This window comes from Microbacterium sp. Beta (assembly GCF_005502545.1).
Classification (GTDB): Bacteria; Actinomycetota; Actinomycetes; order Actinomycetales; family Microbacteriaceae; genus Microbacterium; species Microbacterium oxydans.
In genome coordinates, this window is record NZ_SCOG01000009.1 from 122,652 (window position 1) to 135,483 (window position 12,832).

General features: G+C 68.1%; 11 protein-coding genes. All 11 read right to left on the reverse strand.

Translation table 11 applies throughout. The features are described 5' to 3' along the window. Window position 1: 1 nt before the first annotated feature. Window positions 2–1,195: a methionine adenosyltransferase gene (gene metK / locus FFS56_RS11360; protein WP_127012178.1), complete on the reverse strand. Its 1,194-nt coding sequence runs from the start codon at window positions 1,193–1,195 to the stop codon at window positions 2–4. Window positions 1,196–1,283: 88 nt separating this feature from the next. After that, the gene (rpoZ, locus tag FFS56_RS11365) at window positions 1,284–1,538 is read right to left on the reverse strand and encodes a DNA-directed RNA polymerase subunit omega (protein ID WP_017204385.1); all 255 of its coding nucleotides are present in this window, start codon (window positions 1,536–1,538) and stop codon (window positions 1,284–1,286) included. Between the two features lie 65 nt (window positions 1,539–1,603). Continuing rightward, window positions 1,604–2,515, reverse strand: coding sequence for a guanylate kinase (gmk, locus tag FFS56_RS11370; RefSeq protein ID WP_127012177.1), 912 nt, complete (start codon window positions 2,513–2,515; stop codon window positions 1,604–1,606). Beyond that, the gene (gene pyrF / locus FFS56_RS11375) at window positions 2,508–3,353 is read right to left on the reverse strand and encodes an orotidine-5'-phosphate decarboxylase (RefSeq protein ID WP_046747136.1); all 846 of its coding nucleotides are present in this window, start codon (window positions 3,351–3,353) and stop codon (window positions 2,508–2,510) included. The genes gmk and pyrF overlap by 8 nt, the downstream gene beginning before the upstream one ends. Further along, entirely contained in the window at window positions 3,350–6,637 is a 3,288-nt protein-coding gene (gene carB / locus FFS56_RS11380; protein ID WP_046747137.1) for a carbamoyl-phosphate synthase large subunit, read from the reverse strand. The genes pyrF and carB overlap by 4 nt, the downstream gene beginning before the upstream one ends. Beyond that, complete coding sequence (carA, locus tag FFS56_RS11385) at window positions 6,637–7,815, reverse strand: glutamine-hydrolyzing carbamoyl-phosphate synthase small subunit (protein ID WP_046747138.1); 1,179 nt, start codon at window positions 7,813–7,815, stop codon at window positions 6,637–6,639. The genes carB and carA overlap by 1 nt, the downstream gene beginning before the upstream one ends. Continuing rightward, the gene (locus FFS56_RS11390; protein WP_046747139.1) at window positions 7,812–8,324 is read right to left on the reverse strand and encodes a hypothetical protein; all 513 of its coding nucleotides are present in this window, start codon (window positions 8,322–8,324) and stop codon (window positions 7,812–7,814) included. The genes carA and FFS56_RS11390 overlap by 4 nt, the downstream gene beginning before the upstream one ends. After that, window positions 8,321–9,625: a dihydroorotase gene (locus FFS56_RS11395; protein ID WP_046747140.1), complete on the reverse strand. Its 1,305-nt coding sequence runs from the start codon at window positions 9,623–9,625 to the stop codon at window positions 8,321–8,323. The genes FFS56_RS11390 and FFS56_RS11395 overlap by 4 nt, the downstream gene beginning before the upstream one ends. Next, window positions 9,622–10,587: an aspartate carbamoyltransferase catalytic subunit gene (locus tag FFS56_RS11400; protein WP_046747141.1), complete on the reverse strand. Its 966-nt coding sequence runs from the start codon at window positions 10,585–10,587 to the stop codon at window positions 9,622–9,624. Before FFS56_RS11400 ends, FFS56_RS11395 begins: the two co-directional genes overlap by 4 nt. Beyond that, window positions 10,584–11,114, reverse strand: a complete 531-nt coding sequence (pyrR, locus tag FFS56_RS11405; protein WP_046747142.1) for a bifunctional pyr operon transcriptional regulator/uracil phosphoribosyltransferase PyrR — start codon at window positions 11,112–11,114, stop codon at window positions 10,584–10,586. Before pyrR ends, FFS56_RS11400 begins: the two co-directional genes overlap by 4 nt. Window positions 11,115–11,198: 84 nt before the next feature. Beyond that, entirely contained in the window at window positions 11,199–12,776 is a 1,578-nt protein-coding gene (locus tag FFS56_RS11410) for a Rieske 2Fe-2S domain-containing protein (protein ID WP_046747143.1), read from the reverse strand. Window positions 12,777–12,832 lie beyond the last annotated feature (56 nt).

The following is a 12,832-nucleotide window of genomic DNA, read 5'->3' on the forward strand; positions in this document are numbered from 1 at the left end:
ATCAGAGACCGGCGGCGCGGCGCAGCTCTTCGACGCGGTCGGTGCGCTCCCAGGTGAAGTCCGGGAGCTCACGGCCGAAGTGCCCGTAGGCCGCGGTCTGCGCGTAGATCGGGCGCAGCAGTTCGAGCTGCTCGATGATCGCCTGCGGGCGGAGATCGAACACCTCGTTGATCGCGCGGGTGATGACCTCGTCCGACACCTTGCCCGTGCCGAACGATTCCACGTACAGACCGACCGGGCGTGCGACGCCGATGGCGTAGGCCACCTGCACCTCGAGACGGTCGGCCAGCCCCGCGGCGACGGCGTTCTTGGCGACCCACCGCGTTGCGTACGCGCCGGACCGGTCGACCTTCGACGGGTCCTTGCCGCTGAAGGCACCTCCCCCGTGACGCGAGGCTCCGCCGTAGGTGTCGATGATGATCTTGCGACCGGTCAGACCCGCGTCCCCCTTGGGGCCGCCCGTGACGAAGGGCCCGGCGGGGTTGATGTACAGGGTGACGTCGTCGAGGTCGAGGCCTGTGGTCGCGAGCACGGGATCGATCACGTGTTCCCGGACCTGGGCCTTGACGTCATCCTGCGAGATGTCGGGGTGGTGCTGGGTCGAGACGACGACCGCATCGACGGTCTTCGGCGTGAAGCCGTCGTAGCCGAGCGTGACCTGTGTCTTGCCGTCGGGGCGCAGGAACGGCAGCTGGCCGTTGCGACGCACCTCGGTGAGCCGCTCGGCGAGGCGGTGTGCCGTCCAGGCGGCCATCGGCATCAGCTGCGGCGTCTCGTTCGTGGCGAAGCCGAACATGATGCCCTGGTCGCCGGCACCGAGCCCGTCCAGCGGATCGATCGAAGACCCGTCGCGGTGCTCCTGGGCGCTGTCGACGCCGTGGGCGATGTCGGTCGACTGTTCGCCCACCGAGACGCTGACACCGCAGGAGGAGCCGTCGAAGCCGGTGTCGCTGGAGGTGTAGCCGATGCCGTTCACGACCTGGCGGACGATCGTGGGGATGTCGACGTAGGCCTCGGTGCGGATCTCGCCGGCCACGTGGACGAGCCCGGTCGTGACGAGTGTCTCGACAGCGACGCGGGAGCCCTTGTCCTTCGCGATGAGCCCGTCGAGGATGCTGTCGGAGATCTGATCGCAGATCTTGTCCGGATGTCCCTCGGTGACGGACTCGGACGTGAACAGACGCAGGGCGCTCATCGATACTCCAGAACGGGACGGACAGAGAGAGGGTGTTGCACCCATTCTGGACCGCGCCTCCGACAGAACGGAGGCGCGGCCTGGAATATCACTCTGCGTGACGAAGGCGGAGCTTGTCCTCGTTGATCTCGTGCAGCGCGATCGTGAGCGGCTTGTCCTCGACGGACGAGTCCACGAGCGGGCCGACGTTGTCGAAGAGGTTTCCCTCGTGCAGGTCGGAGTAGTAGTCGTTGATCTGACGCGCGCGCTTCGCGGCGTAGATGACGAGCTCGTACTTCGAGTCGACGCGGTCGAGCAGGTTGTCGATGGGGGGATCGATGATGCCGTTGTTGTGTCCGGCCATGGTGAGACCTCCTGATCAGGCGACGGGATCGTCGCGAAGACGGTGCGAAAGGCGCGCCAAGACGCTCAGCGCGCAGAGCTTGTAGACAATTCTACGACCTCGCGGGCCGCAGTGGCGACGTCCTCGTTCACGATGAGGTGATCGAACTCGTTCTGAGCGGCGAGTTCGACCTTCGCGGTACGCAGCCTCCTGGCCCTTTCCTCGGCGTCTTCCGTGCCCCTGCCGACCAGTCGATGCACCAGTTCGTCCCAGCTCGGAGGCAGCAGGAAGATCAGCGTCGCAGCCGGTTCGGCGGCACGCACCTGGCGCGCGCCCTGCAGGTCGATCTCGAGCAGTACCGTCTTGCCTTCGGCGAGAGCGGCGTCGATCGGCGCCCGCGGCGTGCCGTACCGCGAGCGGTTGTGCACCACGGCGTACTCGAGCAGCTCCCCGTCGGCGATCAACCGGTCGAACTCGTCGTCGTCCACGAAGTAGTAGTGCACCCCGTCGATCTCGCCGGGACGCGGGGGCCGGGTCGTGGCCGAGACCGAGAGGTGGATCTCCGGGTTGTGCTCGCGGATGTGCGCGGCGACCGTGCCCTTTCCCACGGCGGTGGGACCCGCGAGAACCAAGAGCCGACTGCGTGCGCCGCGGGGAGCCGCGGGCGGGAACCGGGAGTCCAGCCAGGCCTCCAGCACCCGACGCTGCCGAGTGCCGAGCCCTCCGAGACGCTTGACCGGCGAGATGTGCAGCTCTTCCAGCACGCGGTCGCGCTTGCCCGCACCGATCGCGGGGAGCGCCAGCAGGAAGTCGGTGATGCGCATCGATCCCTCAACCGAGTCGGCGTCCGCCATCGCGCGGTGCAGTACCGTCTGCGGCGTCACCACGCGCATCGTGAGGTCGCGTTTCACCGACGCTCTCGCGCGTCGACGCTCCACGGCACGGCGTGCGGCGGCCGCCCTGTCGACCTCGGGAACCGTACGCTGCGCGTCAGGCACGCGCCACCTCCAAGTACTCGGCCGCGCGAGCGGTGATCGTGGCAACCAGATGATCGGGTCCGGCGCCGAGGATGCTGCGGCTCTCGCTCGCGATCACCGCATCCGACATGGGCCCGAAGCGCACCCGGAGGTCGGCAGGCGTTGCGCCCTGCGCGCCGAAGCCGGGAGCGAGGATGGGAGCCACGGGTCCGAACGGGTGGATTCCCGCGAGGTCCCAATCCACGGTCGCACCGATCACGAAGCCGAAGCTGCCCCACTCCCCCGCGTCTGCCAGCGCGGCGTTGCGGGCGGAGACCTCGCCGATCACCGATCCGGAGACGGTCTCACCTGTCGAGGTGACTGCGCGCTGCAGCCCCTCGGCCTCGGGGTTGCTGGTCGCGGCGAGGACGAAGACTCCCTTGCCGTGCTCCTCGGCGAGGGCGAACGCCCCGTCGAGGGCGCCCACGCCGAGGAAGGGGCTGACGGTGAACGCGTCGGCTTCCAAGGGCGAGCCGGGTGTGAGCCATGCGCGCGCGTAGTCGCCCATGGTCGATCCGATGTCCCCGCGCTTGGCATCGGCGATCACGAGCAGATCGGCCGCCCGTGCGGCCGCGAGCACGTCTTCCATCGCGGCGACGCCCCGCGAGCCGAAGCGCTCGAAGAACGACACCTGGGGCTTCACGAGAGCCACTCGCCCCGCGGCCGCCTCGACCGTGCGCAGACCGAAGTCCCGCACACCGCGCGCGTCGTCGGGGAGCCCCCACGCGGCGAGCAGGGCCGCGTGGGGGTCGATTCCGACGCAGAGAGGGCCGTGCGCGTGCAGCGCTGCCCGTACGCGTTCGCCGAAGCGTCGGCTCACAGTGCCGCCTTCCGGTCCAGCGCGTACTCCTGGAGGCTCTTCACCTGGAAGCCCTCATGGGCGGCGTCCATTCCGCTCACCGCTGCGCCGAGCACGGCGATCGTGGTGAACAGCGCCTTGTCGGCGGCGACGGCCGCAGCGCGGATCTCGTAGCCGTCGGCGCGAGCGGCGCCACCCGACGGAGTGTTCACGACGATGTCGATCTCCCCGTCGTTGATGAGGTCGACGATGTTCCGGGCGCCCGACTCCTGCGTCTCGCTGTACTTCTCGACGACCGTCACGGCGATGCCGTTGCGCGAGAGGATCTCCGCGGTGCCCTCGGTCGCGACGATCGTGAAGCCGAGCTGCTGCAGGCGGTGCGCGGGAAGGATGACCGCACGCTTGTCCGAGTCGGCCACCGAGATGAACACGGTGCCGGACGTGGGCATGCCCCCGTAGGCGGCAGCCTGGCTCTTGGCGAACGCCGTCGGGAAGTCACGGTCGATGCCCATGACCTCGCCGGTGGAGCGCATCTCCGGTCCGAGCACGGAATCGACCGTCTTGCCGTCGGCGGTGCGGAACCGTTTGAAGGGCAGCACAGCCTCCTTGACCGAGACCGGAGCGTCCAGCGGGACACGCGAGCCGTCCTGCTCCGGCAGCATGCCCTCGGCGCGCAGCTCGGCGACGGTGGAACCGGTCATGATGCGGCTCGCGGCCTTCGCCATCGGGATGCCCAGCGCCTTGGAGACGAACGGCACCGTGCGGCTGGCGCGCGGGTTCGCCTCGATCACGTAGAGCACGCCGGCGCTGATGGCGAACTGCACGTTGAGCAGTCCGCGCACGCCCACGCCCTTCGCGATGGCGAGGGTGGCCTCGCGCACGCGGTCGACGTCCGTGCGACCCAGCGAGACGGGAGGCAACGTGCAGCTGGAGTCGCCGGAATGGATACCGGCCTCCTCCAGGTGCTCCATGACGCCGCCGATGTACAGCTCGGTGCCGTCGTAGAGGGCGTCCACGTCCAGCTCGATCGCATCGTCGAGGAATCGGTCCACCAGCAGCGGCTTGCCCTCCTCGATGACGACCTCGCCTGCGGTGCGCACGAAGTAGTCGCGCAGCGACGCCGTGTCGTAGACGATCTCCATGCCTCGCCCGCCGAGCACGAAGCTCGGACGCACGAGCACCGGGTAACCGATCTCCTCGGCGATGCTCACCGCTCCGTCGACGTCGATCGCCGTGCCGTTGCGCGGTGCGACGAGACCCGCCTCGTCGAGCAGACGGGAGAACAGCTCGCGCTCCTCGGCGAGGTCGATCGCCTCCGGACTCGTGCCGAGGACCGTGTAGCCGGCCGCTTCGATGCCCTTCGCGAGTCCCAGCGGCGTCTGGCCGCCCAGCTGGCACACGACGCCGAGGATGGTGCCGCTCGCCGCCTCCGCGTCGAGCACCTCGAGCACGTCCTCGAGCGTCAGCGGCTCGAAGTAAAGGCGATCGGAGGTGTCGTAGTCGGTCGAGACCGTCTCCGGGTTGCAGTTGACCATGATGGTCTCGAACCCGGCATCGGAGAGCGCGAACGACGCGTGCACGCACGAGTAGTCGAACTCGACGCCCTGACCGATGCGGTTCGGCCCAGAGCCGATGATGACCACCTTGGTGCGCTCGGACGGAGCGACCTCGGTCTCGAAGTCGTAGCTCGAGTAGTGGTAGGGCGTGAGAGCGGGGAACTCGCCGGCGCACGTGTCGACGGTCTTGTACACCGGACGGATGCCGAGGCCATGGCGGACGCCGCGGACCTCGGTCTCGGACGTGCCGCGGAGCTCAGCGAGCTGCGCGTCGGAGAAACCGTGCTCCTTGGCGTAACGGAGAGTCGCGGCGTCCAGCTCGGGAGCCGTCCGCACGATCTCCGCGACCTCGTTGATCAGCACGATCTGGTCGAGGAACCACGGATCCATTGCCGTCGACTCGAAGGCCTGCTCGACCGTCGCGCCCTTGCGCAGCGCCTGCTGCAGCGTGACGATCCGGCCGTCGGTCGGCGTCTTGGCGACCTCCAGGAGCTCTTCCACCGAACGGGTCTCCTCGCCCCAGTGGAAGCTGGAGCCGCGCTTCTCGAGCGAGCGCAGCGCCTTCTGCAGCGCGGTGGCGTAGTTGCGGCCGATGGCCATGGCCTCGCCGACCGACTTCATGGTCGTGGTGAGCGTGGCGTCCGCCGCAGGGAACTTCTCGAACGCGAAGCGAGGCACCTTGACGACGACGTAGTCGAGCGTCGGCTCGAAGCTCGCCGGCGTGACCCCGGTGATGTCGTTCGGGATCTCGTCGAGGCGGTAGCCGAGGGCGAGCTTCGCGGCGAGCTTCGCGATCGGGAAGCCGGTGGCCTTCGAGGCGAGGGCGCTCGAGCGCGAGACGCGCGGGTTCATCTCGATCACGATGATGCGCCCGTTCGCCGGGTCGACCGCGAACTGAATGTTGCAACCGCCGGTGTCGACGCCGACGGCGCGGATGATGTCGATGCCGATGTCGCGCATCTTCTGGTACTCGCGGTCGGTGAGGGTCAGCGCCGGGGCCACCGTGATCGAGTCACCCGTGTGCACGCCGACCGGGTCGACGTTCTCGATCGAGCAGACGACGACCGTGTTGTCGGCCGTGTCGCGCATGAGCTCGAGCTCGTACTCCTTCCAGCCGAGGATCGACTCCTCCAGGAGCACCTCGGTCGTCGGGGAGTCACGCAGACCGGCGCCTCCGATACGACGCAGGTCCTCCTCGTCGTAGGCGAAGCCGGAACCGAGGCCGCCCATCGTGAACGACGGGCGCACCACGAGCGGGTAGCCGAGCTTCTCGGCACCGGCGAGGAGGTCATCCATGGTGTGGGCGATGACGCTCTTCGCGACGTCGGCGCCCGCTTCGAGCACGAGCTCCTTGAAGACCTGGCGGTCCTCGCCCTTCTTGATCGCATCGACCTTGGCGCCGATGAGCTCGACGCCGTACTTCGCGAGGATGCCGCGCTCATCGAGCGCCATGGCCGCGTTCAGAGCGGTCTGCCCACCGAGTGTCGGGAGGATGGCATCCGGCTTCTCCTTGGCGATGATCGTCTCGATGACCTCAGGGGTGATCGGTTCGATGTACGTCGCATCGGCGAAGTCGGGATCGGTCATGATGGTGGCCGGGTTGGAGTTGACCAGGATGACCCTGACGCCCTCCTCGCGCAGCACGCGGCACGCCTGGGTGCCGGAGTAGTCGAACTCGCAGGCCTGACCGATGACGATCGGGCCGGAGCCGATGACGAGGACGGAGTTGATGTCGTCGCGCTTGGGCATTACTTGGAGTCCTTCTGGCTGGCGATGACCAGGTCGCGGAACCTGTCGAAGAGGTAGTTGGCATCGTGGGGGCCCGCAGCCGCCTCGGGGTGGTACTGCACCGAGAAGGCCGGGATGTCGAGGGCGCGGAGTCCCTCCACGACGTTGTCGTTGAGGCCGACATGGCTGACTTCCACCTTGCCGTAGCCGTGGGGGCTGTCGAACGTGCCCTCGATCGGCGCCTCGACGGCGAAGCCGTGGTTGTGGGCGGTGATCTCGACCTTGCCCGTCTGCTTGTCGAGCACCGGCTGGTTGATGCCACGGTGTCCGAACGGCAGCTTGTAGGTGCCGAGGCCGAGAGCCCGACCGAGCAGCTGGTTGCCGAAGCAGATGCCGAAGAACGGGAGTCCTTCGTCGAGCACCGAGCGCAGCAGCTCGACGTGGTCACCCGATGCCGCGGGGTCGCCGGGCCCGTTCGAGTAGAAGACGGCGACGGGATCGACGGCGCGGATCTCGTCGATCGTCACGTTCTGCGGAAGCACGTGCACCTCGAACCCGCGAGCGGCCAGGTTGTCGATCGTCGCCTGCTTGACGCCGAGGTCGAGCACGGCGAGGTTGCCGATCCGCTCCCCCAGTGCCGTGGTCACGGTGGCGACGTCGACCGAGACCTCCGCCGACAGGTTGCGGCCGGCCATCTCGGGGGCCTCGCGGACGATGCGCACCTGCTCCTCCGGGTCGAGCGCGGCATCCGGACCGGAGAAGATGCCACCGCGCATTGAACCCGCCGAGCGGATGTGTCGGGTGACCGATCGGGTGTCGATACCGCTGATGCCCACGATGCCGTCCTCCACGAGGACGTCATCGAGCGAGGCGTTCGCACGCCAGTTCGACACCACCCTCGAGGGGTCGCGGACGATGTAGCCGGCGACCCAGATGCGACGCGATTCCGCGTCTTCGTCGTTCATGCCGGTGTTGCCGATGTGCGGTGCCGTCTGCAGCACGATCTGCCCCGCGTAGGACGGGTCGGTGATCGTCTCCTGGTAGCCGGACATGCCGGTCGAGAAGACCACCTCGCCCAGAGTGCGCCCACGGGCGCCGTAGGCGCGGCCGATGTGGCGGGTGCCGTCTTCCAGGACGAGGACGGCAGGGTCGGGGAGCCGGGCCGCTGAGGCCTGCTCGGGGGTGGTGGAGAGTGTCATGACGTTGCTCCTGTGTCGGGGGCGGCGGGGACGAGCCGCTGCAGGTCGGAGATGAGGTTCTGAGGTTCGCCGGTGGCGACGCGCAGGTAGCTGTCGACGACAGTGTCGTCGTCGATGTTCCATGCGATGCGCACGAGACCACCCGGCTCGACGACACGGTCGATCGTGACCGTGGCGCGGTCGACGGCGACGAGACGGTCTTTCGCCAGGAAGACCGTCGGCGTGCCGTCGAGGCAGAGGGCGATGCCGCGATCCGTGACGGCTACCTCACCGCGGGCCCGGTATGCGAGAGGCGACACCGCGAGACGCTCGAGCGGCTGTCCGTGCCGTGTCGTCGACACGTACAGCACCTCGTCGCGGCGGGCGACCTCCGCATGCTCGGGCACACCCAGCGGGGCCGAGAACACGGAATCGCGGCGGATTCGTCGTCGCCAGGCGCGCAGCATCACCAGCAGCACCAGGAGGGCGACCGCGATGGTGATCGCGACGGCGAGATCCCGAGCGCTCATGCGCCGAGCTCCTCGACGACGCTGCCCCCGTCGACCGTGAGGACGCCGCCGTGCACCGTGTACTCCACCCGCCCGGGAAGAGCACGGCCGAGATAGGGCGAGTTCACGCTGCGACCGTGCAGGTCTGCCTCGGTGAAGACGCCGTCCACCGACGCGTCGTAGAGCGTGAGCTGCGCCGGCTGCCCGACCTCGAGCGGTGTGCCGTGGCCGGAGAGGCGTCCGATCCGCGCCGGTGCCGCACTCATCACGCGCGCGATGTCCGCCCACTCGAGCAGCCCGGTGTGCACCATCGACTGGTGCACGACGCGCAGCGCGCTCTCGAGACCCACCATTCCGTTCGCCGCAGCCTGCCACTCGCACGCCTTGTGCTCGCTGGGGTGCGGCGCGTGGTCGGTCGCGACGATGTCGATCGTGCCGTCGGCGAGGCCCTCGCGCACGGCGAGGACATCCTCTTCCCGGCGCAGGGGCGGGTTGACCTTGTAGCGCGCGTCGTATCCCCGCACGAGCTCGTCCGTCAGCAGCAGGTGATGCGGCGTCACCTCAGCGGTGACGCTGATGCCGCGCTTCTTGGCCCACCGGATGATGTCGACGGAGCCCGCCGTCGACAGGTGGCAGACGTGCAGCCGCGAGCCGACGTGCTCTGCCAGCAGCACGTCGCGCGCGATGATCGACTCCTCCGCGACCGCGGGCCAGCCGGCGAGGCCCAGCTCGGCGGACACCGTTCCCTCGTTCATCTGCGCCCCCTCAGTGAGGCGGGGATCCTGGGCGTGCTGCGCGATGACGCCGTCGAAGGACTTCACATACTCCAGAGCCCGACGCATGATGAGCGGGTCGAAGACGCAGAAGCCGTCGTCGCTGAAGACGCGCACCTGGGCGCGCGAGGTGGCCATGGCGCCGAGCTCGGCGAGACGCTCGCCCTTCTGCCCCACGGTGACGGCCCCGATGGGCTGCACCGTCGCGTAGCCGGCCGCCTCGCCGAGGGCGAGTTCCTGCTCGACCACCCCCGCCGTGTCGGCCACGGGCGAGGTGTTCGGCATCGCGAACACGGCGGTGAACCCGCCGGCGGCGGCTGCCCTGGTACCGGTGAGGATCGTCTCCGACGCCTCGTAGCCGGGTTCGCGCAGGTGGGTGTGCAGGTCGACGAGCCCCGGCAGCGCGACCAGGCCCGCAGCGTCGATCACGCGCGCACCGGTGCGGGTGAGACCCGTCCCGATCTCGGCGATCCGCCCGTCCTCGATGATGATGTCGGCGCTCTCGGCACCGAGCAGCTGCGCACCGGTGATGACGAGGGTCTCGTTCACAGGTCTCCCCCTCGTTCGTCGTCTCGTTCTCCTGCGAGCAGCAGGTACAGCACCGCCATGCGGACGGATACTCCGTTGGTGACCTGTTCCAGCACCGTCGAACGGGCGGAATCAGCAGCTTCGGAGGAGATCTCCAGTCCCCGGTTCATGGGTCCGGGGTGCATCACAATGCTACCGCCCGGAAGCGCGGCCACACGCCGTGCGTCAAGACCCCAGCGGCGGGAATACTCCCGCTCAGTCGGGAAATACGCGGCATTCATGCGTTCCAGCTGAATGCGGAGCATCATGACGGCATCCGGCTCGTCCGCCAGCGCCTCGTCGAGGTCGTAGACGACCCGGACCGGCCAGAGCGACACGTTCTGCGGAACCAGCGTCGGCGGCGCGACCAGGGTGACGTCCGCGCCGAGCGTGGTGAGCAGCCAGACGTTGGACCGTGCGACCCGCGAGTGCAGCACATCGCCGACGATCACCACACGCAGTCCGCTGAGATCCCGTCCGCGGCTTTCGGCACCGAAACGGCGCTTGCGGATCGTGAAGGCGTCGAGCAGCGCCTGCGTGGGGTGCTCGTGGGTGCCGTCTCCGGCGTTCACCACACCGGCCGATATCCAGCCGCTGGTGGCGAGGGTCTGCGGGGCGCCGGAACCCGGGTGCCGGACCACGACCGCATCGGCGCCGATGGCCTCGAGCGTCTGGGCGGTGTCCTTGAGGCTCTCGCCCTTGGAGACGCTGGATCCCTTGGCGGCGAAGTTGATCACGTCGGCGGAAAGGCGCTTGGCAGCGGCCTCGAACGAGATGCGCGTACGGGTGGAGTCCTCGAAGAAGAGGTTCACCACGGTCTTGCCCCGTAGCGTCGGGAGTTTCTTGACCTCGCGCGACTGCGTGTCGGACATGTCCTCGGCGACGTCGAGGATGCGAAGCGCGGTGGTCCTGTCGAGGGTGCGGGTGTCGAGGAGGTGTCTCATTCGCCGATCGTCACCTCCTCCGCCCCGTCGTTCTCGAAGAGGCGCACGTTGACCCGCTCCGTGCGGGCCGAGGGGATGTTCTTGCCGACGAAGTCGGGGCGGATCGGGAGCTCCCGGTGCCCGCGGTCGACGAGGATCGCCAGGCGCACGACGGAGGGACGTCCGATCGACTGGATCGCGTCCAGCGCCGCGCGGATGCTGCGGCCCGAGAACAGCACGTCGTCCACGAGCACCACGGTCTTGCCGTCGATACCCCCGACGGGGATCTCCGTCGGCTGCGGCGAGCGGGTCGGGTGCTTCGCGAGGTCGTCGCGGAACAGCGTCACATCGAGGGAGCCGACCGGGACGGACTGCTGCGCGATCTCGCTGATCAGCAGGCCGAGGCGATGGGCGAGAGTGACGCCGCGGGTCGGTATCCCCAGCAGGACGAGGTTCTCGGCGCCTCGATTGGATTCGAGGATCTCGTGCGCGATCCGGGTCAGCGCTCGTGAGATGTCGGCTTCGTGCAGCACAGTGCGCATGCTCATCGGCCGCTCCCTTCTCCGCCTCACAGGACGGTGTTAAAGGTTGCTTGTGATGTCAGTCTATCGGAGCGCTCAGGCCTCCGCTGATCAGCTCGCCTCCTGCAGCACGGGATCGGTGACTTCGTCGATCTTCGAGGAACGGATCGGGTGCCCGGCCGTGGACAGGCAGCGTCCCGTCTTCAGGTCCCACTTCCAGTCGTGCATGCTGCACGTGAGGATGCCGTCCTCATCGACCTTGCCGGTCTTGGTGAGGTCGGCGCGCAGATGGGGGCAGCGGCGCTGCACGACCCAGTCGCCGATCTCGGCGTCCTCCGTCTGGTCGGTCTGCTCCTGGTACCAGTTCTCGACGTACTCGATCCGGTCGACCGAGAGGCACTTGAGGAACGTGGTGAGGAACTCGTTGAACTTGCCGCTGCGGCCCACCGAGAACTGCATCGAGAGGAAGATCGAGTTCGACCAGTCGATCTCGTGGTCGACGATGTTCGTCGAGACCAGATCGGCGGGGATCGTGTACCAGTAGATGCACTCCTCGCCCGCGTACTCGCGGACCTTGGCGCGGGGGAAGTCGACCACCATGTCCAGCTCGCCGATGCGGAAGCGGACGCATCCGCCGACGCCGAGTCGGATCGTGCGGGACTTCTTCAGCAGCGGCTCCCACCACTCCTTGATCGCAGCCAGCATCTCGGCCGGCGGGATGATCTCGGCGCGGGAGGCCTCCTCGTCGCGGATCTCCTGCTGACGGGATGCGCGCTGCTCTTCGAGATACTCCCACTTCTCGTCGAAGATGTGGGCGATCTCCGCTTCGGTGTACAGGGTCTGCTCGCTCGTCACCTCTCCACCCTCGACCGTGACGACGGTGCCGGGGATGAAGAGCTGTCCGTCGTACTGCGGAGCGAGCTCCTTCATATGCGCGAGGAACTGCTTCTGGTCCGTGAAGATCGACTCGCCGTTCTTTCCGAGTCCGTTGAAGTCGAACAGGTCGTCGCGGAGGAACATGGGCGGCCCTGCCATCGGGAAGACATGCGGGGCGTCGACCTTCTCGATGTAGTACATGGCGCGCTTGTTCTGCGCCTCGCGCTTGAGTCGGGCGAAGTTCTGCTTGGCGTCGAGCGGCAGGTCGTAGACCATGGGCCACCAGATCGCGCCGGACACCTGGGTGAAGTATGCGTCGGGCTTGCCGAAGTCGAGGAGCTTCTCGAGGTCGAGCGGGTGCGAGTCGTTCTGGTTCAGCATCGAGCCGGTGCCGTCGTCGACGCTCAGCGAGGAGTCGCCGATCGGCCCGTCGCTGGGTGCTCGGAGCGGCGTGACCATCATCTTCAGCTCGCCCCGCTGGATCACCTGTCCGGCCGGGGCGTAGGTGATGTTCGTGTAGCCGAGCGCGCGGATGTCCTTCTCGAGATCATCCGTCGGGTACTCGGGCAGCAGCACCTCGATGTCCTTGCGGATGTACCGCTCGAGGAGGCGCGGGTCGAAGTGGTCGCGGTGGCGGTGCGAGATCCAGAGGAAGTCGGCGTCGCGGCCGTAGCGCTCCCAGTCCAGGCCGCGGTTGTCGGGGAACGGGAACCATGATCCGTAGAACGACGGTCCGAGGACCGGGTCGCAGATGATGTTCCCGCCGACCGTCTCGATGAACATCCCGGCGTGGCCGAGTCCCGTGATCCGCATTGCATTCCTCCCGAAAGTGAACCGTTCGATTGTACCGAGGGGTCCCTGTGCGACCG

What these genes read in the sequence shown, in the direction of transcription:
- metK (WP_127012178.1), bottom strand. Translation starts at nt 1,195, where the DNA reads ATGAGCGCCCTGCGTCTGTTCACGTCCGAGTCCGTCACCGAGGGACAT.
- rpoZ (WP_017204385.1), bottom strand. Translation starts at nt 1,538, where the DNA reads ATGGCCGGACACAACAACGGCATCATCGATCCCCCCATCGACAACCTG.
- carB (WP_046747137.1), bottom strand. Translation starts at nt 6,637, where the DNA reads ATGCCCAAGCGCGACGACATCAACTCCGTCCTCGTCATCGGCTCCGGC.
- carA (WP_046747138.1), bottom strand. Translation starts at nt 7,815, where the DNA reads ATGACACTCTCCACCACCCCCGAGCAGGCCTCAGCGGCCCGGCTCCCC.
- FFS56_RS11390 (WP_046747139.1), bottom strand. Translation starts at nt 8,324, where the DNA reads ATGAGCGCTCGGGATCTCGCCGTCGCGATCACCATCGCGGTCGCCCTC.
- FFS56_RS11400 (WP_046747141.1), bottom strand. Translation starts at nt 10,587, where the DNA reads ATGAGACACCTCCTCGACACCCGCACCCTCGACAGGACCACCGCGCTT.
- pyrR (WP_046747142.1), bottom strand. Translation starts at nt 11,114, where the DNA reads ATGAGCATGCGCACTGTGCTGCACGAAGCCGACATCTCACGAGCGCTG.
- FFS56_RS11410 (WP_046747143.1), bottom strand. Translation starts at nt 12,776, where the DNA reads ATGCGGATCACGGGACTCGGCCACGCCGGGATGTTCATCGAGACGGTC.